This window comes from Alsobacter metallidurans (assembly GCF_014636935.1).
GTDB lineage: Bacteria > Pseudomonadota > Alphaproteobacteria > Rhizobiales > Beijerinckiaceae > Alsobacter > Alsobacter metallidurans.
The window spans coordinates 1562338-1586079 of the sequence record NZ_BMES01000002.1 but is presented as its reverse complement, the minus strand read 5'-3'; the positions used below and the strand labels follow the sequence as shown (position 1 = coordinate 1586079).

The window sequence follows — 23742 nt, the reverse complement described above, 5'->3', positions numbered from 1 at the left end:
GGATCAGATGAGCGACCATCAGGGCTCTCCCGATCCGGCCTATGACGACGCGCCCGAGGCGCTCGAGCGCGCGCCGCGGCGCAGCATCGCGCAGCGGCTGGTGGGCGGCGTGCAGAACCTGTTCCAGATGCGGCTCGACAAGAGCGGGCACCGCGTCTTCATCGTGGCTGCGAGCTTCACGATCATCTACGCGGTGATCGCCGGGCGGCTGGTGCAGCTCGGGCTGCGGCCGGACCCGCCCACCAACTACAAGCGCGCGCAGCAGGAAACGGCCGGCATCCGGCCCGACATCGTGGACCGCAACGGCGAGATCCTGGCCACAGACATCAAGACCGTGTCGGTGTTCGCCGAGCCCCGACGCATCATCGACAAGGACGAGGCGGTTGAGCTGATCACCGCCGTGCTGCCGGATGTCGATGCGCGCGACCTGCGCGACAAGCTCGGCTCCAAAAAGGGCTTCGTCTGGGTGAAGCGCGAGATCACCCCCAAGCAGCAGCAGGAGGTCTACCGCCTCGGCCTGCCGGGCGTCGGCTTCATGCCGGAAAACAAGCGCGTCTACCCGAACGGCGTCGCGGCCGCGCACATCCTCGGCTTCACCAACCTGGACAACCAGGGCATCGCCGGCATCGAGAAGTGGATCGACGGCCAGGGCATGGCCGACCTCGCGATGGCGGGCTTCGCCCGGCAGTCCACCGACCTCAAGCCGGTGCAGCTCTCCATCGACCTGCGCGCCCAGCACGCGCTGCGCGACGAAGTGCAGAAGGGCGTCGACAAATACAAGGCCAAGGCCGGCGCCGGCATGATCCTGGACGTCACCACGGGCGAGATCGTCGCGCTGGCGTCGCTGCCGGACTACGACCCCAACAACCCCGTCGACGCGCTGGAGCCCAACCGCATCAACCGCATGACGGTGGGCGTCTACGAGATGGGCTCGACCTTCAAGGCGCTCACCACCGCGATGGCGCTGGACAGCGGCAAGGTGTCGATCAATTCCAGCTTCGACGCCCGAAACGCGCTGGCCTATGGGCGCTTCCGCATCCACGACTATCACGGCACCAACCGCGTGCTGACCGTGCCGGAGGTGTTCATCCACTCCTCCAACATCGGCACCGCCCGAATGGCGCTCGCCATCGGCGTGCAGGGGCACAAGGACTTCCTGAAGAAGATGGGCCAGCTCGACCGCATGCGGACCGAGATGCCCGAAAGCGCCGAGCCGATCGTGCCCGCCCGCTGGGGCGAGCTCAACACCATGACGATCGCGTTCGGCCACGGCCTCGCGGTGGCGCCCATGCAGGCGGTGGCCGCCGTGGGCGCGCTGGTGAACGGCGGCAACATGCTGACGCCGACCTTCCTGAAGCGCACCGCCGAGGACGCCGCCAAGCTCGGCCATCGGGTGATCAAGCCCGAGACCAGCGAGGCGCTGCGCTACGTGATGCGGCTCAACGCCGAGAAGGGCTCGGCCGGCAAGGCCGCGGTGCCGGGCTACTTCGTGGGCGGCAAAACCGGCACGGCCGAGAAGGTGATCGGCGGGCGCTACAGCAAGAACCGGCTGTTCACCACCTTTATGGCGATTGCGCCGGCCGACAAGCCGAAATACCTGTTCCTGGTGATCTACGACGAGCCGCAGGGCCTGCCCGAAACCTACGGCTTCGCGACCGCCGCCTGGAACGCGGGCGCCACCACCGGAAAGGTCATCGAACGCGTCGCCCCCATCCTGGGCCTCCCGCCGCGCTTCGATCCGCCGGTCGCCCCGTTCCCGATCATGGCCCGCATGGGGGCCTGGGGAACTCGCTGATGAAGCTGTCCGACCTTCTTCCGGAAGTCCTGCTTCCGCACGCCTTTGGACCGGACCGCGATCGTCCGGTCGCGGGCGTTGCGGTGGACAGCCGAAAGGCGGGCCCGGGCTTCGTGTTCTTCGCCGCGCCGGGCGCCAAGGCGGACGGGCTCGCATACGCGCGCGCCGCCGCGGAAGCCGGCGCGACCGCCGTGGCAGGGCAGGGGCCCCGGCCGGCGGATCTGCCCGCCGATGTCGCCTATGTGCAGGTAGAGGACGTGCGCCGCGCGCTGGCGCTTGCCGCGGCCCGCATGCATCCGCGCCAGCCGGCCACGATCGTGGCCGTGACGGGCACGAGCGGCAAGACGTCCGTCGCGGAGTTCACCCGCCAGATCTTTGCCGCCTGCGGGCGCCAGGCCGCCAGCCTCGGGACCATCGGGGTGGTGGCGCCGGGCGGCGCCGTCTATGGCTCGCTCACCACGCCGGACCCGGTGACGCTGCACCAGACGCTGGACCAGCTCGCCGGGCAGGGCGTGACCCACCTGGCCATGGAGGCGTCCTCGCATGGTCTCGACCAGCGCCGCCTGGACGGCGTCCGGCTGGCGGCGGCGGGCTACACCAATCTGGGCCGGGACCATCTCGACTATCACCCGACCGTGGAAGACTACCTCAAGGCCAAGCTGCGCCTGTTCGACACGCTGCTGCCGGCCGACGGCGCAGCCGTGGTGAACCAGGACGGCGAGCACGCCATCGAGGTCATGATGGCCGCCAAGGCGCGCGGCCAGCGCATTGTGTCCACCGGCCGCACCGGCAAGACGCTGCGCCTCGTCGCCCTGGAGCGGGATGGCTTCGCGCAGAACCTCATGGTGGAGGCCGAGGGCCGCAGCTTCCGGGTGCGCCTGCCGCTCGTCGGCGACTTTCAAGCGTCCAACGCCCTTGTGGCGGCCGGCCTCGCGATCGCGGCGGGGGAAGACCTCGACCGCGTGATGGCGGCCCTCGCATCGCTGCAGGGCGTCAGGGGACGGCTGGAACGCATCGGCGAGCGCAATGGCGGCCTGGCGGTGGTGGATTACGCCCACAAGCCTGAGGCGCTCGCGAGCGCGCTGGACGCGCTGCGGCCTTATGCGACGGGGCGGCTCATCTGCGTGTTCGGCTGCGGCGGCGACCGCGACCGCGGCAAGCGGCCGATCATGGGCGCGATCGCGGCCGAAAAGGCCGACGTCGCCATCGTTACGGACGACAATCCGCGCAGCGAGGACCCGGCCGCGATCCGGGCTGAGATCCTGGCCGCCGCGCGGGGCGCACGCGAGATCGGCGATCGCGCCGAGGCGATCCGCACTGCGGCTTTGGGGCTACAGCCCGGGGATGTTCTGCTGGTGGCCGGCAAGGGCCATGAAACGGGCCAGATCATAGGCGACCGGGTGCTCCCCTTCTCCGACCACGACGCGGTTGCGGCCGCTCTCGCCGAGGCTTGACCGTGACCGACATGACGCCCTCCGCCGCCCGCCCGCCGCTCTGGACCGGAGACGCGCTCGTGGCCGCCATGCAGGCTCGCGCGATCGGTGAGGCGCCGGACGTCTGCGGCGTTTCGATAGACACCCGCACGTTGCAGCCGGGCGATCTTTTCTTCGCCATCAAGGGCGACGCTCGCGACGGGCACGACTTCGTGGCCGCCGCCCTTGCCAAGGGCGCGGCCGCCGCCGTGGTGGCGCAGGACCGCGCCGCCGAATTCGAGGGACAGGGCGCCCTCTACGTCGTGGCCGACGTGCTGGACGCCATGGTGGCGCTCGGCCGGGCGTCCCGCGCCCGCAGCCAGGCCCGCATTGTCGCCGTCACGGGCTCCGTGGGGAAGACCGGCACCAAGGAGGCGCTGCGCACCGTGCTTTCGGCGCAGGGCGCCACGCACGCCTCGGCGGCCTCCTACAACAACCACTGGGGCGTTCCGCTGACACTCGCCCGCATGCCAGCCGACAGCCGCTTCGGCGTGTTCGAGATCGGCATGAACCACGCCGGCGAAATCGAGCCGCTGGTCGCCATGGTGCAGCCGCACGTGGCGCTGATCACCACCGTGGAGCCGGTGCATCTCGAGAACCTCGGATCGATCGAGGCCATAGCGGACGCGAAAGCGGAAATCTTCTCCGGGCTGCTGCCCGGCGGCGTGGCGGTGATCAACCGCGACAACCCGCATTACGAGCGCCTGCGCAAGGCCGCCGAGAACTCGCCCGCCGGCCGCGTCGTGAGCTTCGGCGAGACCCCCGGCGCGGATGTGCGCATGACCCGCATCATCCTGCAGCCGGACCAGTCGATCGTGGAGGCCACCTTGTTCGGCGAGCCCGCGACCTACCGGATCGCCAGCCCGGGCAAGCATGTGGCGATGAACAGCCTCGGCGTGCTGGCCGTCGTGGAGGCGCTTGGCGCCGACCTGGCGCTTGCCGCCATCGCGATGGCGGAGGTGACGCCGCCCAGCGGACGCGGCGAGCAGATCCGCCTGCCGGCGCCCGGCGGCGAGATCGCGCTCTATGACGAGAGCTACAACGCCAATCCGGCCTCGATTCGGGCCGCCATGGACGTGCTCGCGCAGACGCCGGTCGGCCTGCGCGGCCGCCGCATCGTGGTGCTGGGCGACATGCTGGAGCTCGGCCCTGAGGGGCCGGCGCTGCATGCGGGCCTCGCCGAGGCGGTGGCGGCTTGCAACATCGACCTCGTCTTCGCGGCCGGGCCGCTGATGAAAAACCTCTGGCAGAAGCTGCCGCTGGAAAAGCGCGGCGCCTATGCGCCCAACGCCGCCGAGCTCACCGGCGCGGTGCTGGGCGCCTTGCGCGCCGGCGACGTCGTCACCGTCAAAGGCTCCAATGGGAGCCGCACCGGCGCCATCGTGGCCGCCCTCAAGTCGCGTTTCGCGACCAACGCCGCCTGAGGTCGCCGCCCCATGCTCGCCTGGCTCTCCGATTTCTCCTCCACGCTCAGCGTGCTGAACATCTTCCGCTACATCACGGTGCGGACCGGCGCTGCCACCGCCACGGCGCTGTTCTTCGTGTTCTTTTTCGGCCCCCGCATCATTGCCGGCCTGCGCATCAAGCAGGGCAAGGGACAGCCGATCCGCACGGACGGGCCGCAGAGCCACCTCGCCAAGAAGGGCACGCCCACCATGGGCGGTCTGATGATCCTGTCCGGCTTCGTGTTCTCGACGCTGGTCTGGGGCAACCTGTTCAACCCATACGTGTGGGTCGTCCTCGTGGTGACGCTCGGTTTCGGGGCGATCGGCTTCTATGACGACTATCTGAAAGTCACCAAGCAAAGCCATGCGGGCTTTGGCGGCCGCTCGCGACTCGCGCTGGAATTCGTGATCGCGGGCGCGGCCTGCGTGGTGATCGCCTATGTGATTCCGAAGATGTCGGGCTTCGGCGCGGTGCGGCTGGCCGGCGCAGTTGCGGTGCCGTTCTTCAAGGACGTGCTGATCAACCTCGGCGTGTTCTTTATCGCCTTCGGGGCGCTCGTGATCGTGGCGGCCGGCAACGCCGTGAACCTCACGGACGGCCTCGACGGCCTCGCGATCGTGCCGGTGATGATCGCGGCCGCGACCTTCGGGTTCATTGCGTATCTCTCCGGCAACGCGATCTATTCCAACTACCTGCAGATCCACTTCGTGCCCGGCACTGGCGAGCTCGCGGTGCTGTGCGGCGCCATGATCGGGGCGGGCATCGGCTTCCTGTGGTTCAACGCGCCCCCGGCGCAGATCTTCATGGGCGACACCGGCTCGCTGGCGCTGGGCGGCATGCTCGGCACCGTGGCGGTCGCCACCAAGCACGAGATCGTGCTCGCCATCGTGGGCGGGCTGTTTGTGCTGGAAGCCATGTCGGTGATCATCCAGGTGGTCTCGTTCAAGCTCACCGGCAAGCGGGTGTTCCGCATGGCGCCGATCCACCACCATTTCGAGCAGCTCGGCTGGTCCGAGCCGCAGGTCGTGGTGCGCTTCTGGATCATCGCCATCGTGCTCGCGCTGGTGGGCCTCTCCACCCTGAAGCTCCGGTGAGCGGGATGGTCCGAACCTCAGCAGACCGCCGCGAGCCCACCCTCGCCTCGAGGGGGAGGGTGGGGCTGCGGCCTTTCTGGGATAGGGCGACGCCATGACTCCCGTCACCTGCTTTCGCGGGCGCTCGGTCGCCCTGTTCGGGCTCGGCGGCTCTGGGCTCGTCACCGCTCAGGCGCTGGCGGCCGGCGGGGCGCACGTGGCGGCGTGGGACGACAAGCCAACCTCGCGCGGCAAGGCCGCCGAGGCCGGAATTCCGGTGGTAGACCTGACAGCCGCCGATTGGTCCAGCTTCTCGGCCCTGATCCTGTCGCCCGGCGTGCCGCTGACGCACCCGGCGCCGCATTGGACCGTTGAGAAAGCGAGGGCGGCCGGGATCGAGATCATCGGCGACGTCGAGCTGTTCTGCCGTGAGCGCGCCGCGATTGCGCCCGACGCGCCGTTCATCGCCATCACGGGCACCAACGGCAAGTCGACCACCACGGCGCTGATCGCCCATCTGGTGCGCTCGGCCGGGATGGACGTGCAGATGGGCGGCAATATCGGCACCGCAGTCTTGTTGCTGGATCCGCCCGCGGCCGGGCGCGTGCATGTCGTCGAATGCTCGTCCTTCCAGGTCGACCTCGCGCCCTCGCTGGCGCCCAGCGTCGGCGTGCTGCTGAACATCACGCCCGATCATCTCGACCGGCATGGCTCCATGGAGAACTACGCCGCCATCAAGGAGCGGCTGGCGGCGCGCGCCGACCTTGCGGTGGTGGGCGTCGACGACGACTGGTGCCGCGCCATCGCGGTACGGCTGCAGGCGGCCGGCCGCGCGGTGATTCCGGTGTCGGTTGAGCGCGAGCTCGACGAGGGGCTCTACGCCGAGGACCACGTGGTCGTCCGCAAGGCGCATGGGCGGCGCATCGTGCTCGCCGACCTCGCCGGGATCGGCTCGCTGCGCGGCGCGCACAACGCCCAGAACGCCGCGGCGGCGATTGCGGCCCTGGAGGCGATCGGGGTCGACGAGCAGGCGATCCGGCGGGGGCTCGCGAGCTTCCCGGGCCTGGCGCACCGGATGGAGCAGGTCGGCCGCGCCGGCAAGACGCTGTTCGTGAACGACAGCAAGGCCACCAACGCGGATGCGGCCGAGAAGGCGTTGGCCGCCTTTCCGGGCGCGATCCACTGGATTATCGGCGGCGTCGCCAAGGAGGGCGGCGTCCAGCCGCTGGCGCCGCTGTTTGGCCGGGTCGCCAAGGCCTACCTGATCGGCCAGGCGAGCGACGCCTTCGCGGCGACGCTGGAGGGCAAGGTCGCGTACGCGCGCTGCGGAACGCTGGACGCCGCGGTCGCAATGGCGGCTTCGGACGCCGCCGCATCGGACGCGGCCGAGCCGGTCGTGCTGCTGTCGCCGGCCTGCGCGTCCTACGACCAGTATCCGAACTTCGAGGTGCGGGGCGCGCATTTCCGCGACCTCGTGCTCGCTTTGCCTGACGTCATCCCGCTCGGAAAGGCCTGACCCATGCCGTCCCGTCTGGAACGCTCGCCCGTTGCGACCTGGTGGTGGACCGTCGATCGGCTGCTGCTGTTCAGCCTGATGCTGCTCATGGTGCTCGGCATCGTGCTCACCATGGCGGGCAGCCCGCCGGTGGCCGAGCGGCTGGGCCTGCCGACCTTCCATTTCGTCTACCGGCAGGTGTTCTACCTCGTGCCGGCGCTGATCGTGATGCTGGTGATCAGCTTCCTGTCGCCGCGCCATGTGCGCCGGACGGCCTTGGGGCTGTACGTGATCGCGATGGGGCTGGTGGTCTGCACGCTGCTGTTCGGCGCCGAGGTGAAGGGTGCGCGGCGCTGGATCTCGTTCGCGGGCGTGGCCGTGCAGCCGTCCGAGTTCGTGAAGCCGGCCTTCGTGATCCTGGCCGCCTGGGCGTTCTCGGAAGGCGGGCGGCGCAACGACGTGCCGGGCAACATCTTCGGCTTCGCGCTGCTGGCCTGCACGATCGTGCCGCTGGTGCTGCAGCCCGACATCGGCCAGACCATGCTGATCACGCTGGTTTGGTGCGGGCTCGTGTTCCTGTCCGGCCTCCACCTGTTCTGGGTCGCCGGCCTTGGCGGCATCAGCATGCTGGGGCTGTTCGTGGCCTACCACCTGCTGCCGCACGTGGCGGCGCGCATCAACCGCTTCCTGGATCCGGCGTCGGGCGACACCTTCCAGGTGGACAACGCCATCGACTCCTTCGTGCAGGGCGGCTGGCTCGGCAAGGGGCCGGGCGAGGGCACGGTGAAGCGCATCCTGCCGGACAGCCACACGGACTTCATCTTTGCGGTGACGGCCGAGGAATTCGGCATCCTGGTGTGCATCGGCCTCCTGACGATCTTCGCGATGGTGGTGCTGCGCGGCCTGGTGCTGTCGCGGCGCAACGAGGAGCCGTTCTGTCGCCTGGCGGCGGCCGGGCTGGTGATGCTGTTCGGGCTGCAGTCGGTGATCAACATGGCCGTGAACGTGCACATCATGCCGGCCAAGGGCATGACGCTGCCGTTCATCAGCTATGGCGGCTCGTCGCTGATCTCGCTGGCGCTGGCCATGGGCTTCCTGCTGGCCGTGACGCGCCGCCGGCCGCGCTCGGAATACTACGACCGCATCGTCCCGACCCACCGCGACGAGGAGGCTTACGCCTGATGGCGGGCCAGCTCATCCTGCTCGCCGCCGGCGGCACCGGCGGCCACCTGTTCCCGGCCGAGGCGCTCGCGCACGCGCTGGCGGCGCGCGGGTTCACGGTGCACCTCGCCACCGACGAGCGGGCGACGAAGTACGGCAAAGCCTTCCCGGCCGCGGAGACGCACGAGATCCCGTCCGCGACGCCCAGCGGCCGTTCGCCCGCGCAGATGCTGGCCGCCGGCGCGAAGCTCGCCCAGGGCGTGCTGGCGGCGTGGAGCCTGGTGGGCCGGCTCAAGCCCGCCTGCGTGGTGGGCTTCGGCGGCTACCCGACGGTCCCGCCCGTGCTGGCGGCGGCGCTGCGCGGCGTTCCCACCATCATCCACGAGCAGAACGGCGTGCTCGGCCGCGCCAACCGGCTGCTGGCGCCGCGCGCGCGGATCATCGCGACCGGCTTTGCGGATGTCCGCGGCGTCGCGGGCGCGCTGAAGGGCAAGCAGCGCCAGACCGGCAACCCGGTGCGCCTGCCCGTGCTTGACGCCGCCCGGATCCCATTCGCCGCGCCGGAGCCCGGCGGGCCGCTCCATGTCGTGGTGTTCGGCGGCAGCCAGGGCGCGCGGGTGATGAGCGACGTCGTCCCGCCCGCGCTGGAGCGTCTGACCCCCGCCGAGCGCGGCCGGCTGCATCTTGTGCAGCAGGCCCGCGACGAGGACCTCGCCCGCGTCCGCGACCACTACGCCCGGCTTGGCGTCGCGGCCGAGGTCTCGCCCTTTTTCGGCGACATGCCGGCCCGCATCGCGCAGGCGCAGCTCGTTGTGGCCCGCTCGGGCGCGTCCACGGTGGCGGAACTCACGGTGATCGGCCGCCCCTCCATCCTCGTGCCGCTGGCGCAGTCGCTGGACGGCGACCAGGCCGCCAACGCGGTGAGCCTCGAGGCGAGCGGCGCCGCGACGGTGATCCGCCAGGCCGATTTCACCCCCGAACGCCTTGCGGCCGAGCTTTCGGCCCGCCTGGCCGACCCCTCCGGTTTGACCCGCGCCGCCGAAGCGGCCAAAAGCGCCGGCATCCCGGATGCGGCGGACCGGCTCGCCGACCTCGTCGCCGAGGTCGCGGCCTCCGCCCGCTAGCGCCAATGCCGATGTTGATGGAGAACCCCTCATGAAGCTGCCGACCGAACTCGGCCCCATCCACTTCGTCGGCATCGGCGGCATCGGCATGTCGGGCATCGCCGAGGTGCTGCACAATCTCGGCTACACGGTGCAGGGCACGGACGCGTCCGACAGCGCCAACGTCAAGCGCCTGCGCGAGAAGGGCATCGTGGTGCATGTCGGCCATACGGCCGAGGCGCTGGGCGACGCCGCCGTGGTGGTGGTCTCCACCGCGATCAAGCGCGATAACCCGGAGTTGATGGCCGCCCGCGAGCGCCGGCTGCCCGTAGTGCGCCGCGCCGAGATGCTGGCCGAGCTGATGCGCCTGAAGCAATGCGTCGCCATCGCGGGCACGCACGGCAAGACCACCACGACCTCGCTGGTCGCCACCCTGCTGGACGCCGGCGGGTTCGATCCGACGGTGATCAACGGCGGCATCATCAACGCCTACGGCACCAATGCGCGCCTCGGCGCGGGCGACTGGATGGTGGTGGAGGCCGACGAATCCGACGGCACCTTCCTGAAGCTGCCCGCCGACGTGGCGATCATCACCAATATCGACCCCGAGCACCTCGACCACTTCAAGACCTTCGAGGCCATCAAGGACGCGTTCCGGGCCTTCGTCGAAAACCTGCCCTTCTACGGTTTCGCGGTGATGTGCCTCGATCATCCCACCGTGCAGGAGCTGGTCGGCAAGATCGAGGATCGCCGGGTGATCACCTACGGGGAGAACCCCCAGTCGGACGTGCGGCTGTCCAACATCGACCTCACAGGCGGCCGTTCGCGCTTCAGCGTGCAGATCCGCGACCGCAAGAGCGGCGAGCTCACCCGCATCGACGATCTCACGATGCCGATGCCGGGCCACCACAACGCGCTCAACGCCACGGCGGCGATCGCGGTGGCGTACCATCTGGGCATGACGCCCGAGAAGATCCGTGAGGCGCTGGGCGCCTTCGGGGGCGTGAAGCGCCGCTTCACCCGCACGGGCGACTGGAACGGCGTCGCGATCTTCGACGACTACGGTCACCACCCCGTGGAGATCGCGGCCGTGCTGCGCGCCGCGCGCGCTTCCACCACCGGCAACGTGGTCGCGGTGGTGCAGCCGCATCGCTATTCGCGCCTGTCGGCGCTGTTCGACCAGTTCGCGACCTGCTTCAACGACGCCGACGTGGTGATCGTGGCCGACACCTACGCGGCCGGCGAGCAGCCGATCCCGGGCGCGGACCGCGATTCGCTGGTGCAGGGCATCAAGGCGCATGGCCACCGCAACGTCATGCGGCTCAGCGGCCCGGCGGAACTCGCCAGCCTCGTGTACGGCGTCGCGCAGCCCGGCGACTACGTGGTCTGCCTCGGGGCGGGCACCATCACCAACTGGGCCTACGCCCTGCCGGGCGAACTCGCCGCGCTGGATGGCGCGAAGAGGTGAGCTTCCCGGACATCACCGCCACGCTCCATGCCGCCGCGCCGGGCCTGAGAGGCTCGCTGGAGGCGAATGCGCCGCTCGCCGGGCTGTCTTGGTTCCGCACAGGCGGACCCGCTCAGACCCTGTTCCAGCCCGCTGACGAGGATGATCTCGCGATCTTTTTGCGCGGCTGTCCGTCTGACGTCCCGATCCTGGTCGTGGGCCTCGGCTCCAACCTGCTGGTTCGGGACGGCGGCGTGCCCGGCGTGGTGGTCCGGCTCGGCAAGGGGTTCCAGGCGATTGCGGTCGACGGCCTGCGCATTCGCGCCGGAGCGGGCGCGGCGGACGTCAAGGTCGCGCGCGTCGCCGCCGAGGCCGGGGTGGCGGGGTTGTCGTTTCTGCGCGGGATCCCGGGCGCAATCGGCGGCGCACTGCGGATGAATGGGGGCGCCTACGGGGGCGAGACCAAGGACGTGCTGGTGTCCTGCCGCGGCGTGTCGCGGGACGGGACTGTCCGCGCCTATGCGCTCGCCGACATGGGTTTCACCTATCGCCACTGCGGCGTGGCCGAGGACGTGATCTTCACCGAGGCGACATTCGAGGGGCGGCCCGGCGACCCGGCCGCCATTCTGGCCGAGATGAACGACATCACGCAGGCGAGGCAGGCCTCCCAGCCGGTGAACACCCGCACGGGCGGGTCCACCTTCAAGAACCCGCCGGGCCTCAAGGCCTGGGAGCTGGTCGACAAGGCGGGCTGCCGGGGCCTGCGCATGGGCGGCGCGCAGGTGTCCGAGTTGCACACCAATTTTCTGATCGCGCAGCCGGGCGCCACCGCCGCCGAGGTCGAGGGCCTGGGCGAAGAGGTGCGCAGGCGCGTGCGCGAAACGTCGGGCGTGGAGCTCGAGTGGGAAATCAAGCGGGTCGGGCTGCAAGCCTGATTCGCTACGTCGCGGCGCGGCCCTTCTCCCCCCGGGGGGCGGTGTCAGCGAAGCTGACGGATGAGGGACTGGCGGTCGGAGTTCCGGCCGCAGCTGGCCAGTGCCGGCCATCGGACCCCCATCCGGCTGTTTGGACCACCTTCTCCCGGGGAGAAGGACCGCACCGCCCCCTGCCGAACAGGAGACAACACGATGACCAAGCATGTCGCGGTTTTGATGGGCGGCCTCTCGGCCGAGCGCACCGTGTCGCTGAGTTCGGGCGGCGCTTGCGCCAATGCGCTGGAGGGCGAAGGCTACCGCGTCACGCGGATTGACGTCGACCGCGACATTGCGGCCACGCTGGCGCGCCTGAAGCCCGACGTGGCGTTCAATGCGCTGCATGGCCGCTGGGGCGAGGACGGCATCGTGCAGGGCATCCTCGAGATGCTGCGCATCCCCTACACGCACTCGGGCGTGCTCGCTTCGGCCCTTGCGATGCAAAAGGATCGGGCCAAGGCCGTGATGGCGGCGGCGGGCGTTCCGGTGCCGCGCGGCATCACGGTTCACAGGCTCGAAGCGGCCAAGCGGCACGTCATGGAGCCTCCGTACGTGATCAAACCCGTTAACGAAGGTTCGTCGGTCGGTGTCATCATCGTGCGCGAGGATCGCAGCCATCCGCCGCAGGAGCTGGCGCGGGAGGACTGGGACATCTCGGAGATGATGCTGGTCGAAAATTACGTGGCGGGACGGGAACTTACGTGCGCCGTGATGGGCGACAAGGCGCTGGGCGTGATCGACATCCGACCCGCCACGGGGCTGTTTTACGACTACGACGCGAAGTACGCGAAGGGGGGGTCGATCCACGTCCTTCCGGCAGAAATTAAACCGAATATTTACCAACAGGTTCAAGAGTTGGCGTTAACGGCGCATCAAGCACTTGGCTGCCGGGGCGTCAGTCGTGCTGACTTCCGATACGACGATCGGCCGGATGGAACCGGCGAGCTCGTCTGTCTCGAAGTCAACACGCAACCCGGAATGACCGAGACGTCTCTTGTGCCGGAATTGGCGGCCCACGCGGGCCATAGTTTCGGTGAGTTGGTTCGATGGATGGTGGAGGACGCCTCCTGCGATCGGTGAGCGGGCCCTTTGGGGCTCCGCAGGCTCAGCCGGCTTATGCCGGCGCGAGCGTTCCGGCCGTGGCGCCGGCCCGGTCCACGGCGCTGGTTTCACGGCGCGCTCCGGCGCGGCCGCGCCAGCCGCTGATCCGCGCCTCGGAGCGGGCCGGCTCGCGCCTGCCGCGTTTCACCGGCACGATCCTGCTCACGCTGTTTCTCGCCGGCGCCGGCCTTTACGGCGCGGTGCAGGGCGGGCAGTACGATGATTTTTCAGCCCGCTACGGCTCGCCACGCGACGTGGTCGCCAGGGCGTTCGGCTTCAGCATCCAGAACGTCGCGATCAGCGGCTTGGTGGAGCTGAACCAGACCGAGGTGCTGCAGGTCGCCGGAATCGACCCGCGCGGCTCGCTGCCGTTCTTCGACGCGGCCGCCGCCCGCGAGCGGCTGATGAACATGCCGCTCGTGAAGGACGCCACGGTCCGCAAGCTCTACCCGAGCGGCCTCGCGATCACGCTCGTGGAGCGAGAGGCCTACGCGCTCTGGCAGAAAAACGGCCAGGTCTTCGTGGTCGCGGCCGACGGCACCGTGACGGACACGCTGAGCGATTCGCGCCTGAACCGGCTGCCTCTCGTGGTCGGGCCCGGTGCGAACCTGAAGGCCACGGCCTTCACCAAACTCATGGACGCAGCCCCCGACGTGAAGGCGCATGTGCGCGCCGGCATGTTCGTGGGCGAGCGTCGCTGGACGCTGAAGCTCGACAACGGCGTCGACGTGCGCCTGCCGGAAGAAAACCCGTCGCAGGCGATCACCCGGCTCGCCGGGCTGATCAAAGACCAGAAGATTCTCGACCGCGACGTCCTCGCCATCGATCTGCGCATCCCCGACCGGGTGGTGCTGCGGCTCGGCGAAGAGGCGGCGACCGCCCGCGCGGAAGCGCTCAAGGCCAAAAGCAAGATAAAGGGCAGCGCGACGTGAGCCATCGTCACCCCAGCCTGACTCCGCGCCTGAAACCGCTGTCGCCGCGCAAGAGCATGGTGCTCTCCGTGATCGACATCGGAACCACCAAGGTCGTGTGCCTCGTCGCCCGGTTGGACCCGGCGGCGGAAAGCGACCTCCTGCGCGGCCGCACCCACAGGGCGCGCATCATCGGCATCGGCCACCAGCGGTCCCGCGGCCTCAAGGGCGGCGCCATCGTCGACCTCGAAGGGGCCGAGCAGGCCATCCGGCTCGCCGTGGACGCGGCCGAGCGCATGGCCAAGGTCGAGATCCGCTCCGCCATCGTCAACATGACGGGCGGGCGGCTCGGTTCGGACAGCTACCATGCGGGCGTCGGCCTGCGCGGCTCGGGCGTCAGCGACGGCGACATTCATCGCGTGCTGGAGGCCGCCAGCACCACGGGCGCGCGGCCCGGCCGCACGGTGCTGCATTCGCTGCCGACCGGCTTCGCGCTGGACGCCACCAAGGGCATCAACGACCCGCACGGCATGGTGGGCGAGAAGCTCGGCGTCGACATGCACGTCGTGTCGTCCGACCAGAACGCCGTCCGCAACCTGATGCTCGCGGTGGAGCGCTGCCACCTCGACGTCGAAGCCGTCGTGGCGACGCCCTACGCGGCCGGCCTGTCCGCCCTGGTGGAGGACGAGGCCGAGATGGGCGCGGTCGTGATCGATCTCGGCGGCGGCACGACCTCCATCGGGGTGTTTGCGGGCGGGCACCTCGTGCACACCGACTCGCTCGCGGTGGGCGGCAATCACATCACGATGGACATCGCGCGGGGGCTTTCCACCACCGTCGCGCACGCCGAGCGGCTGAAGACGCTGTACGGCTCCACCATCGCGACATCCTCGGACGAGCGCGAGACCATCGCGGTCGCGTCCGTGGACGAGGACGAGCGGGACGCCGTGAACCACGTGCCGAAGTCGCACCTGGTTCGCATCATCCGTCCGCGCGTCGAGGAAATGCTCGAGCTGGTCCGGGATCGCCTCAAGGCGTCGGGCTTCTCGGCCGAAACGGGTCGGCGCGTCGTGCTCGCCGGCGGCGGGGCGCTGCTCACCGGCATGCCGGAGCTCGCCCGCACGATCGTGTCCAAGCAGGTCCGCATCGGTCGGCCGCTTGGCGTGCAGGGTTTGCCGGAAGCCGCGAAAGGTCCTTCTTTCGCGGCCCCGGTCGGCCTCCTGGTTTACCCCCAGGTGGCCGCGCTGGAACATTTCGTACCCCGCCCGAGCGCGTATCGGGCGACCGGAACCGACGGCTACTTCTCCCGCATGGGACGGTGGCTGAAGGAGAGTTTCTAAACAGGGACCGGGACCGAGGCGCGGCGGCCAAGGTCCCACGAGGCAAGACAAGGCGCTGCGGGGCGCCAGTACAGAAACGAGAGGCCACACATCATGACGATCAATCTGAAGGTTCCGGACATCCGTGAGCTCAAGCCCCGAATCACCGTGTTCGGTGTCGGCGGCGCCGGCGGCAACGCCGTCAACAACATGATCGAGCTCGGGCTGCAGGGCTGCGAATTCGTGGTCGGCAACACCGACGCGCAGGCCCTGACGATGTCCAAGGCCGACCGGGTGATCCAGATGGGCATCCAGGTGACCGAGGGCCTGGGCGCCGGCTCGCAGCCGGAAGTCGGCCGCGCGGCCGCGGAGGAAGTCATCGACGAGATCCGCGACCAGCTGTCGGGCGCCCACATGGTGTTCGTGACGGCCGGCATGGGCGGCGGCACCGGCACGGGCTCGGCCCCTGTGGTGGCCCGCGCGGCCCGCGACATGGGCATCCTGACGGTCGGCGTCGTGACGAAGCCGTTCCAGTTCGAGGGCGCGCGGCGCATGCGGCTCGCCGAGTCGGGCATCAACGAGCTGCAGAAGGCCGTCGACACCCTGATCGTGATCCCGAACCAGAACCTGTTCCGGGTCGCCAACGAGCAGACCACCTTCGCGGACGCCTTCGCGATGGCGGACCGGGTGCTCTACTCGGGCGTCGCCTGCATCACCGACCTGATGGTCAAGGAAGGCCTGATCAACCTCGACTTCGCCGACGTCCGCGCCGTGATGCGCGAGATGGGCAAGGCGATGATGGGCACCGGCGAGGCCACGGGCGAGAAGCGCGCCATGCGGGCCGCCGAGGCCGCGATCGCCAACCCGCTGCTCGACGACGTCTGCATGAAGGGCGCGCGCGGCCTGCTGATCTCCATCACGGGCGGCTCCGACCTCACCCTCTACGAGGTCGACGAGGCCGCCACCCGCATCCGCGAGGAAGTGGACCAGGACGCCAACGTGATCTTCGGCGCCACCCGCGACGACTCGCTGGAAGGCATCGTCCGCGTCTCCGTGGTCGCCACCGGCATCGACAGCGAGTTGCTGGAGAAGAGCTCCGCGCCCGCGATGGACCAGGGGATCGCGGAGGTGGCCGAGCGGCTGCGCACGCAGGTGCGCACGCGCCACGAGCAGATGGCGCAGGCCCAAGCCCGCGCGGTGCCGCGCATCGAGACGCAGCAGCCCGAGCCCGCGCAGGCGCCCGCGCCCGCGTACGCGGAGCCGGCCGCGCCCGCGATCACGCACAATGACGTGACCCTGCGCCCGGCGCAGCCGAAGGCGGCCGTGTACGAGCCCATGCCCGAGGCGCCGCGCGCGCCGATGCAGGAGCCCGCGCCCCAGCCCACGTCGTTCATCCCCCCGCGCGCCGAGGAGGTGGTGCGTCCGCCCCGCATGCCGCGCGTGGACGAGCTGCCGCTGCCGGGCCAGCGCATGATGCAGGACCGCGCTCCCGCCCAGGCCCAGGCTCCCGCCCCGGCGCCCGAGAAGAAGCGCGTGACCCTGATGGAGCGCCTAGCCGCGGCCGGGTTCGGACGTCGCGAGGAAGCGGCGGCCCCGGCTCCCGTGCAACAGCCCGCGCCGCAGCAGCGGGCGGCGCAGCCGACCTACGTGCCGCAGGCCCAGCCGCAGGCGCCGGCCCCCGTGCACCAGGACTACGCCAAGCGCCCGGCCCCGCAGGTCCGCGCGCCCCAGGGCGGGCTCGACATGCACGGCCGCCCCACGAGCCAGCGCCTCGAGGACGATCAGCTCGAGATCCCGGCGTTCTTGCGCCGGCAGTCGAACTGATCTTCTAACCCTCGTGGCCTCTCGAAGCCCGGCGCCCCGCAGCGCCGGGCTTCACCCATTTGTAACCACGCCTGAACCCTTTATTTTTCTTAACGAATTGCTCGCATTGCGAGTGTTACAAAGCGTTAGAAAGCGTGATTTGGCCCGACTCCGGGTCGTCTGTATGTTCCGGTTCGCGAGACGGGTTTCGGCCCGATAAAAAGCTCCAAACAAACTCGCAGGGGCGCGTCAACAGAACACGGATGGCTTTCCGGCCCAGAGCGCCGGATTGCGGATGTGTGGAACGGTATGATGGCTGGTCAAAAGCAGACGACACTTCGCGACCGCGTAGAATTGCAGGGCATCGGCGTCCATTCGGGCGCTCCTGTCCGGATCGTTCTCCACCCTGCCGACGTCGACTCCGGAATCAGCTTCCTGCGGACCCGCCTCGACGGCGGCCGTGAGCGCCTCATCCAGGCCCGCCACAGCGCCGTGAGCGCGACGGAACTCTGCACCATCATCGGCGAGACCGCCTCCGGGGCGGTCGCCACCATCGAACACCTTATGGCGGCCCTGTCGGGCTTGGGCGTCGACAACGTCCTGGTCGAGATCGACGGCCCTGAAGTTCCGATCATGGACGGCAGCGCCGCCCCCTTCGTGGACGCGATCGACCAGGTCGGCCTCGAGCGCCAGGGTTCGGGCCGCCGCTACATCAAGATCCTCAAGCCCGTGCGCGTCGAGCAGGGCCGGGCGTTCTCCGAGCTTCGCCCCTTCGCGCGCGGCTTCCGCCTCGAGGTCGAGATCGATTTCGACACCCAGCTGATCGGCCGCCAGAAGCGCGTTCTGGATCTGGAGCCAGGCGTGTTCCGCCGCGACATCGCGCGGGCCCGCACCTTCGGCTTCATGAAGGACGTGGAGCGCCTCTGGAAGGCCGGCTTCGCGCTGGGCGCGTCGCTCGACAACACGGTGGCGCTGGGCGACGAGGGGGTGATCAACCCCGAGGGTCTGCGCTTCGCCGACGAGTTCGTGCGCCACAAGACGCTGGACGCGGTGGGCGACCTGTCGCTCGCCGGTTCGCCGATCCTGGGTTGCTACCGCTCCTACTGCGGCGGCCACCGCATGAATGTTGCAGTGCTGCAGGCGCTGTTCGCCGACCGCTCCAACTACGCGATTGTCGAGAACGGCCGTCGCGAGACCGGCCACGCCGAATCGGCTGCCCGGCCGGCGTTGGCCTTCGCGGCCGAAACCAACTGATCTTCCGTCGCCCTGTGGCCCGAAGGGCGCCCTCGCGGGCGAGCTTCGGGCATTTTCATGGCGCGCATCGCGGGCGGGTAGCGATCCCGCACGGCTTGCGCTAAACAAGCGCGCGTCATTTGCGCTTCGCCGCCACGCGGTCGGGGCGGCGTTCACCTGAGGGCCTGGCTTTCATGCGCTTCGAGATTCGTTTTCTCTCCCCCCAGGGCGCCCGTCTCGCGCGTTCGCTGTTCGCGCTTGCGCTCATCCTGCCGATGACGGCCTGCGACACGATCTCGAACTTGAACCCCTTCGACAAGGAAGAGAAGTACAAGCCCGAGATCACCCCCTCGGTGCCGGCTGAGACGATCTACAACCAGGGCCTCGGCCTGCTGCAGAAGAACGAATATGAGGGTGCGGCCAAGAAGTTCGCAGACCTCGACAAGCAGTACCCCTTCTCGGTCTGGTCCAAGAAGGCGCTGATCCTGCAGACCTATGCCTATTACACCGGCCGCAACTACGAAGAAGCCATCACGTCGGGCAAGCGCTACCTGTCGCTGCATCCCTCGACGCCGGACGCCGCCTATGCGGCCTACATGGTCGGCATGTCGTATTACAACCAGATCCCGGACGTCAGCCGCGACCAGGAGCGCACCGAAAAGGCGCTGCTCGCCCTGCAGGAGGTTGTGACCCGCTGGCCGCAGTCCGAATACGCGTCGGACGCGAAGTTCAAGATCCAGGTCGCCAAGGACCAGCTGGCCGGCCGCGAGATGACGGTGGGCCGCTTCTACCTCAAGCAGAAGAACTACACGGCGGCGATCAACCGCTTCCGGACGGTGGTGAGCACCTACCAGACCACCAATCAGATCGAGGAGGCGCTGGCCCGCCTCGCCGAGTGCTACCTGGCGCTTGGCATCGTCGCCGAGGCGCAGACCGCCGGCGCGGTTCTGGGCCACAACTTCCCCGAAAGCCAGTGGTACAAGGACACCTACGCCCTGCTGCAGACGCGCGGCCTCGAGCCCCGCGAGGACGGCGGCTCCTGGATGAGCAAGGCCATGCGGGCGTTCCGGATCGGCCAGTCGTAAGGGTTTTCTTCGTTCTCGATTGGAATGGCCGGGCTCGTCCCGGCCATTTTCGTTTTGGGGCGTCCGGCTTCGCTGCGCCACCAGCGCCCCTCATCCTTCAAGACGCATCGCCAAGAGGCGACGCTCCTCAGGATGAGGGGCTTTGGGGAGCGGCGAGTGCGCTGGAATTTCGCGGTCGACTTGCGCCATCCCTCCACGGATATCCCCGGGCTTGACCCGGGGATCCACGCGCTGGACTCCCGCGTGGATGGCCGGGACGAGCCCGGCCATGACGGAGAGGCGGAGATCATCGATGATGCGGGGCTCGGATCAGCGGCGCGTCAGGGCCGATCACGCGACGCGGCTCTATCGCCTGTTGATTTTTCGCTCGCGCCTCGCGACACATAGCGCATGCTCGTTCAGCTCGCGATCCGCGACATCGTTCTCATCGACCGGCTCGACATTCCGTTTGGCCCCGGGCTCAGCGTGCTCACGGGGGAGACGGGCGCGGGCAAGTCGATCTTGCTGGACGCGTTCTCGCTGGCGCTGGGCGGGCGGGGCGATGGCGGGCTGGTGCGGCATGGCGAGGATCGCGGCCAGGTGACGGCCGTGTTCGACCTGCCGCCCGCGCATCCGGCCCGTGCGCTGGCGCGCCAGCACGACATCCCGGACGACGGCGACCTGATCCTGCGGCGCATGCAGTTCGCGGATGGGCGCACCCGCGCGTTCGTGAACGACCAGCCCGTGAGCGTGCAGGTGCTGCGCAGCATCGGCGGCGCGCTGGTGGAGATCCATGGCCAGCACGACGACCGTGCGCTGGTGGACCCGGGCGCTCACCGGGCGCTGCTGGATGCGTTCGGCGGGTGTGATTCGGCGGCCGTCGCCGAAGCGCACAAGGCATGGAAGACCGCGCGCGACGCGCTTGCGGCCCAGCAGGCGCGCATCGACGCGGCCCGCAAGGAAGCCGATTTCCTCACCCATGCGGCGGCCGAGCTCGACAAGCTCGCGCCCGTGGCGGGCGAGGAGGAGGAGCTCGCGACCGAGCGCCAGCGCATGATGGCCTCCGAGAAGGTGGCCGGCGAGATCAACGAGGCGCACGACGCAGTGGCGGGGCACGGCTCGCCGATCGAGACGCTGTCGGCCGCCCTGCGCCGTCTGGAACGGCGTGGCGTTCAGGCGCCCGAGCTGGTGGGCCCGAGCGTCAAGGCGCTGGATGACGCCCTAAACGCGCTTGAAACGGCCCGGCAGGTGATCGAGGAGGCGCAGCGCGCCGCCGATTTCGACCCGCGCGTGCTGGAGAGAACCGAGGAGCGGCTGTTCGCGCTGCGCGCCGCGGCCCGCAAATACAACGTCGCGGTGGATGGCCTCGCGGCCCTGCGCCAGCGCTTCCGGGGCGACCTCGAGAGCCTGGAGCACGGCGAGGAGCATCTGGCCGCCCTCGTGGCCCAGACGGAGGCGGCCGAGGCCGCCTATGTGGCGGCCGCCCGGGCGCTGTCGGCCGCCCGTCGCAAAGCCGGCAAGGCGCTCGAAGACGCCGTGAACGCCGAGCTGCCGCCGCTGAAGTTGGAGCGCGCGCGTTTCATCGTGCAGATCGACGCCGACGAGGCGAGCCGCGCGGCCGAGGGATTCGACCGGGTGGAGTTCTGGGTGCAGACCAACCCGGGCACGCGGCCAGGCCCGCTTATGAAGGTGGCGTCGGGCGGCGAGCTCTCGCGCTTCATGCTCGCCCTCAAGGTGGTGCTGGCCGACAAGGGCTCGGCGCCCACGCTGGTGTTCGATGAAATCGACAGCGGAGCGGGCGGGGCCGTGGCTGACGCGATCGGCGGACGGCTGGCGCGCCTGTCCGAGCGCGTGCAGGTGATGGCGGTGACGCACGCCCCGCAGGTGGCGGCGCGCGCCGAGCGGCACCTGCTGATCTCCAAAAAGCCGATCGACAATGCGCCGGCCGGCGACGACCGCATCGCCACGCGCGTGCTGCCGATCGACCAGGCCCAGCGCCGCGAAGAGATCGCCCGCATGCTGGCCGGCGCGGTGATCACCGACGAGGCGAGGGCGGCGGCGCGCCGCCTGCTGGAAGCGGCGGATTGAGCGTGGTCCCGCTTACTCGGGGAAAGACGCCTCAGCCCACCCTCCTCTCAAGGGGAGGGTGGGGGCTGCGGCCTTTGTGAGGCTGGCGATTAGACTGTTTCTAGCGGCGCGACAGAGGACGCGGGATGGCGAGAGGCGAGGCGCTGCGGGCGCTTGATCCGGAGAAGATGACGGCGCGGGAGGCCAAGGCCGAGTACGCCGCGCTGGCGGCCGAGATTGCCGGGCACGACGTGCGCTACCACCAGCAGGACGCGCCGACGATCTCGGATGCGGCCTATGACGCATTGCGGCGGCGGGCGGACGCGATCGCGGCGCGGTTTCCGGCGGCCGCCACGGGCGCGCTCGAAGGCGTCGGGGCGAAGCCTTCCGAGAAGTTCGCCAAGGTGCGGCACCGCATGCCGATGCTGTCGCTCGCCAACGTGTTCGCGGACGACGAGGTTGAGGAGTTCGTCGGCCGCGTGCGGCGGTTCCTGGACTGGCCGGCCGAGAAGCCGCTGGCAGTGACGGCGGAGCCCAAGATCGACGGGCTGTCGTGCTCGCTGCGCTACGAGAAGGGAGACCTCGTCGTGGCGGCGACCCGCGGCGATGGCGAGGAGGGCGAGGACGTCACACAGAACGTGAGGACGATCGGCGAGATTCCGAACCGAATCGCGGGCGCGCCGGAGGTGTTGGAGGTCAGGGGCGAGGTCTACATGACCAAGCCGGATTTCGCCGCCATGAACGCCCGGCAGGAAGCGGAGGGCAAGCCGCCCTTCGCCAACCCGCGCAACGCGGCCGCGGGCTCGCTGCGGCAGCTCGACCCGCGCATCACGGCGGCGCGGCCGCTGCGGTTCTTTGCGTATGCGTGGGGAGAGATCAAAGGCGAGATGCCGGCGCGGACGCAATCCGGCATGGTGGAGGCCTTCGCGCGGTTCGGCCTGCCCACGAATCCGCTCATGCGACGCTGCGAGAGCGTGGCCGAGATGCTGGAGGTGTACCGCGCTATCGAGGAGCAGCGCGCCAGCCTGCCCTATGACATCGACGGCGTGGTCTACAAGGTGGACGACCTCGACCTGCAGCGGCGCCTCGGCTTCGTGTCGCGTTCGCCGCGCTGGGCCACGGCGCACAAGTTCCCGGCCGAGAAGGCCACCACCGAGCTGCTCGATATCGAGATCCAGGTGGGGCGGACCGGATCGCTGACGCCCGTGGCGCGGCTCAAGCCCGTGACGGTGGGCGGCGTGGTGGTGACCAACGCGACCCTCCACAACGAGGACGAGATCGCCCGCAAGGACGTGCGGATCGGCGACACCGTGATCGTGCAGCGGGCCGGCGACGTGATCCCGCAGATACTCGGCCATGTGCCCGAGAAACGACCCGACAGGGCGCAGCCTTATGCGTTCCCGCATGTGTGCCCGGCCTGCGGCAGCCACGCGGTGCGGGAGATTGACCCCAAGACCGGCAAGGAAGACGTGGTGCGCCGCTGCACGGGCGGGCTGGTCTGCCCCGCCCAGGCGGTGGAGCGGCTGAAGCACTTCGCCTCCCGCAACGCCTTCGACATCGAGGGGCTGGGCGACAAGCAGATCGAGAGCTTCTACCGCGACGGGCTGATCACCCGGCCGCAGGACATCTTCACCCTGCAGGCGCGGGATGCGCGCTCGTTGCGCCGGCTCAAGGACCGGGAGGGCTATGGCGAGACCTCGGTGCGGAACCTTTTCGCCTCCATCGAGACGCGGCGCAGCGTGGCGCTGCACCGGTTCATTTTCGCGCTCGGCATCCGGCATGTGGGCGAGACCACCGCCAAGCTGCTGGCGCGCCACTATGGCGGCATGCCGGCGTTGCTGGACGCCGCCGTGGCTGCCGCGGATCCGGCCACCGGGGCGCTCAACGAGTTGACCTCCATCGAGGGCATCGGGCCGGTGGTGGCCGAATCGATCGTCGACTTCTTCGGCGAGCCGCACAACCGCGAGGTGGTGGCCGAATTGCTGGAGCAAGTGACGCCGGAGCCGCCCGAGCAGGTGGCGGCCGAAAGCCCGGTGGCTGGCAAGACCGTGGTGTTCACGGGCGCGCTGGAGAAGATGACGCGGGAGGAGGCCAAGGCCATGGCCGAGCGGCTGGGGGCCAAGGTGTCGGGCTCGGTCTCCAAGAAGACCAGCATCGTGGTGGCGGGGCCCGGAGCGGGCTCCAAGCTCGCCAATGCGCGGGACCTCGGCGTCGAGGTAATGGACGAGGACGCCTGGCTGAAGCTGGTGGGCGAGGCGGGCGCCTGAGACGCCCGGCCACT

The 23742-nt window shown here is 69.7% G+C and carries 17 protein-coding genes; all 17 read left to right on the top strand.

The features are described from left to right. Positions 1 to 7 precede the first annotated feature (7 nt). Positions 8 to 1795: a peptidoglycan D,D-transpeptidase FtsI family protein gene (locus tag IEV99_RS17880; protein WP_188519080.1), complete on the top strand. Its 1788-nt coding sequence runs from the start codon at positions 8 to 10 to the stop codon at positions 1793 to 1795. After that, on the top strand, positions 1795 to 3249 hold the full coding sequence (locus IEV99_RS17875) for a UDP-N-acetylmuramoyl-L-alanyl-D-glutamate--2,6-diaminopimelate ligase (protein ID WP_188519079.1): 1455 nt from the start codon (positions 1795 to 1797) through the stop codon (positions 3247 to 3249). Before IEV99_RS17880 ends, IEV99_RS17875 begins: the two co-directional genes overlap by 1 nt. 11 nt (positions 3250 to 3260) lie before the next feature. Continuing rightward, on the top strand, positions 3261 to 4691 hold the full coding sequence (locus tag IEV99_RS17870) for a UDP-N-acetylmuramoylalanyl-D-glutamyl-2,6-diaminopimelate--D-alanyl-D-alanine ligase (protein ID WP_188519728.1): 1431 nt from the start codon (positions 3261 to 3263) through the stop codon (positions 4689 to 4691). A 12-nt stretch (positions 4692 to 4703) separates the two neighbouring features. Next, positions 4704 to 5807, top strand: a complete 1104-nt coding sequence (mraY, locus tag IEV99_RS17865) for a phospho-N-acetylmuramoyl-pentapeptide-transferase (RefSeq protein WP_188519078.1) — start codon at positions 4704 to 4706, stop codon at positions 5805 to 5807. Positions 5808 to 5901: 94 nt separating this feature from the next. Beyond that, positions 5902 to 7302, top strand: a complete 1401-nt coding sequence (gene murD, locus IEV99_RS17860) for a UDP-N-acetylmuramoyl-L-alanine--D-glutamate ligase (RefSeq protein ID WP_188519077.1) — start codon at positions 5902 to 5904, stop codon at positions 7300 to 7302. A gap of 3 nt (positions 7303 to 7305) precedes the next feature. Next, positions 7306 to 8463: a putative lipid II flippase FtsW gene (gene ftsW, locus IEV99_RS17855; protein WP_188519076.1), complete on the top strand. Its 1158-nt coding sequence runs from the start codon at positions 7306 to 7308 to the stop codon at positions 8461 to 8463. After that, positions 8463 to 9566: an undecaprenyldiphospho-muramoylpentapeptide beta-N-acetylglucosaminyltransferase gene (gene murG / locus IEV99_RS17850; RefSeq protein WP_188519075.1), complete on the top strand. Its 1104-nt coding sequence runs from the start codon at positions 8463 to 8465 to the stop codon at positions 9564 to 9566. The genes ftsW and murG overlap by 1 nt, the downstream gene beginning before the upstream one ends. Positions 9567 to 9597: 31 nt before the next feature. Continuing rightward, the gene (gene murC / locus IEV99_RS17845; protein WP_188519074.1) at positions 9598 to 11013 is read left to right on the top strand and encodes a UDP-N-acetylmuramate--L-alanine ligase; all 1416 of its coding nucleotides are present in this window, start codon (positions 9598 to 9600) and stop codon (positions 11011 to 11013) included. Beyond that, the gene (murB, locus tag IEV99_RS17840) at positions 11010 to 11927 is read left to right on the top strand and encodes a UDP-N-acetylmuramate dehydrogenase (RefSeq protein WP_188519073.1); all 918 of its coding nucleotides are present in this window, start codon (positions 11010 to 11012) and stop codon (positions 11925 to 11927) included. Before murC ends, murB begins: the two co-directional genes overlap by 4 nt. A gap of 192 nt (positions 11928 to 12119) precedes the next feature. Continuing rightward, positions 12120 to 13043 carry a D-alanine--D-alanine ligase gene (locus IEV99_RS17835; RefSeq protein ID WP_188519072.1) on the top strand — a complete coding sequence of 308 codons (924 nt, stop codon included), beginning with the start codon at positions 12120 to 12122 and terminating at the stop codon, positions 13041 to 13043. After that, complete coding sequence (locus IEV99_RS17830; RefSeq protein WP_194483078.1) at positions 13040 to 13996, top strand: cell division protein FtsQ/DivIB; 957 nt, start codon at positions 13040 to 13042, stop codon at positions 13994 to 13996. The genes IEV99_RS17835 and IEV99_RS17830 overlap by 4 nt, the downstream gene beginning before the upstream one ends. A gap of 56 nt (positions 13997 to 14052) precedes the next feature. Then, on the top strand, positions 14053 to 15315 hold the full coding sequence (gene ftsA / locus IEV99_RS17825; RefSeq protein ID WP_188519727.1) for a cell division protein FtsA: 1263 nt from the start codon (positions 14053 to 14055) through the stop codon (positions 15313 to 15315). A 93-nt stretch (positions 15316 to 15408) separates the two neighbouring features. Beyond that, a complete protein-coding gene (gene ftsZ / locus IEV99_RS17820; RefSeq protein ID WP_188519070.1) occupies positions 15409 to 17118 on the top strand; it encodes a cell division protein FtsZ in 1710 nt (569 codons plus the stop codon). 291 nt (positions 17119 to 17409) lie between these two features. Then, a complete protein-coding gene (gene lpxC / locus IEV99_RS17815; protein WP_188519069.1) occupies positions 17410 to 18351 on the top strand; it encodes a UDP-3-O-acyl-N-acetylglucosamine deacetylase in 942 nt (313 codons plus the stop codon). Between the two features lie 173 nt (positions 18352 to 18524). Then, the gene (locus IEV99_RS17810) at positions 18525 to 19415 is read left to right on the top strand and encodes an outer membrane protein assembly factor BamD (RefSeq protein ID WP_188519068.1); all 891 of its coding nucleotides are present in this window, start codon (positions 18525 to 18527) and stop codon (positions 19413 to 19415) included. 390 nt (positions 19416 to 19805) lie between these two features. Further along, a complete protein-coding gene (gene recN / locus IEV99_RS17805; RefSeq protein WP_188519067.1) occupies positions 19806 to 21482 on the top strand; it encodes a DNA repair protein RecN in 1677 nt (558 codons plus the stop codon). 125 nt (positions 21483 to 21607) lie between these two features. Further along, entirely contained in the window at positions 21608 to 23728 is a 2121-nt protein-coding gene (gene ligA, locus IEV99_RS17800) for an NAD-dependent DNA ligase LigA (protein WP_244643913.1), read from the top strand. Positions 23729 to 23742: the final 14 nt, after the last annotated feature.